Consider the following 1,067-nt stretch of genomic DNA (forward strand, 5'->3'; position numbering starts at 1 on the left):
CTTTATCTTTGCTGCTTCGTTTCTTGACCATCTTTCCAACCACATAAATGGGCTCCCTGCTTGTTATGCTTCAAAATATCTCTTGCAAGGTTGGAACTGATGACCGCAACATCCTTATTATCCAAATAAATGGGCAACCAGCCACCACAAGAAACAGACCTATTTGCCGCGCACCCAACGAGAAAGTTCAGAGCGCACACCACCATCACTTTTTTGATTAACTTCATTTTCTACCTCAAGACGGGTTGTTGCTGTCTTTAAAGCATTCTCTGTTTGCTTTTGCCGTTCGCTTTGCTTGCCAAGCTGAAATGCCTTGGCTAAAGCCATAAAAAAAACGGCTAAAGCCGCTGTAAACATCAGAGAATATTTCTTTAGCCAAAAAATCATAAGCGTTGCTCCCCAAAACGCTTGGCGACAATCACTATGCCCGTTACAGCCGCTAAAACCATGATACCTGCTAAAGCCCATTGCACCGGACCATTGCCAACCAACAAGCCTCCAAACCCCGAACAAGACCCTATAATCGGGGCAAGTGCTTCTATTTTAAGAAGTCCGGTTGCCGTTTTCGTTTCTACCCTTTGATAATTCGAAGAAACATAAGCCCCTTTTACCCATAATCCCGCTTCTGCTGCTCGACGGTTGGCTAAACCCGCAAGAGGCTTCCCACCGACCTTATTCCATTTCTGTAATTCTAAGGGTACGGCTTCATAATCCCCTTGATTAAGCTTCTTCAACAAGGTTGACTTGCGAAAAGCAGCTGTCCCTACATTATAGCAAAATGAGACCAATGCCGCGAATTGGCAATCCGTTAACGAAACCGTCACCGATTCCTCTACCGTCTGCTCAAATTGCTTTAAGTCTTCACAAAGGATTTCTTCTGCTTGCTTTTGGCTAATACACATGCCTTTTTTGACAAGGGGGTGACCCGCATTGCTGGTGTGACCATAACCAATCGTCCAGATACATGCCGTGTCTCTATATGCCTCTAAACGCAAACCTTCCCATTGTTTGATAAGCTCTAATCCTTCTTTCGATATCTTTCTCATCTGACGCTCCATAAAAAAAGC

Annotated in this window: 2 protein-coding genes; both read right to left on the minus strand. The window is 44.4% G+C overall.

The features are described 5' to 3' along the window. Nucleotides 1-159 precede the first annotated feature (159 nt). Complete coding sequence (locus ACFINH_RS09950; protein WP_375630758.1) at nucleotides 160-387, minus strand: hypothetical protein; 228 nt, start codon at nucleotides 385-387, stop codon at nucleotides 160-162. After that, on the minus strand, nucleotides 384-1,046 hold the full coding sequence (locus tag ACFINH_RS09955; protein ID WP_375613938.1) for a lysozyme: 663 nt from the start codon (nucleotides 1,044-1,046) through the stop codon (nucleotides 384-386). The genes ACFINH_RS09950 and ACFINH_RS09955 overlap by 4 nt, the downstream gene beginning before the upstream one ends. Nucleotides 1,047-1,067 lie beyond the last annotated feature (21 nt).

The sequence above is a fragment of the Bartonella sp. AA74HLJMH genome (genome assembly GCF_042197045.1).
GTDB lineage: Bacteria > Pseudomonadota > Alphaproteobacteria > Rhizobiales > Rhizobiaceae > Bartonella.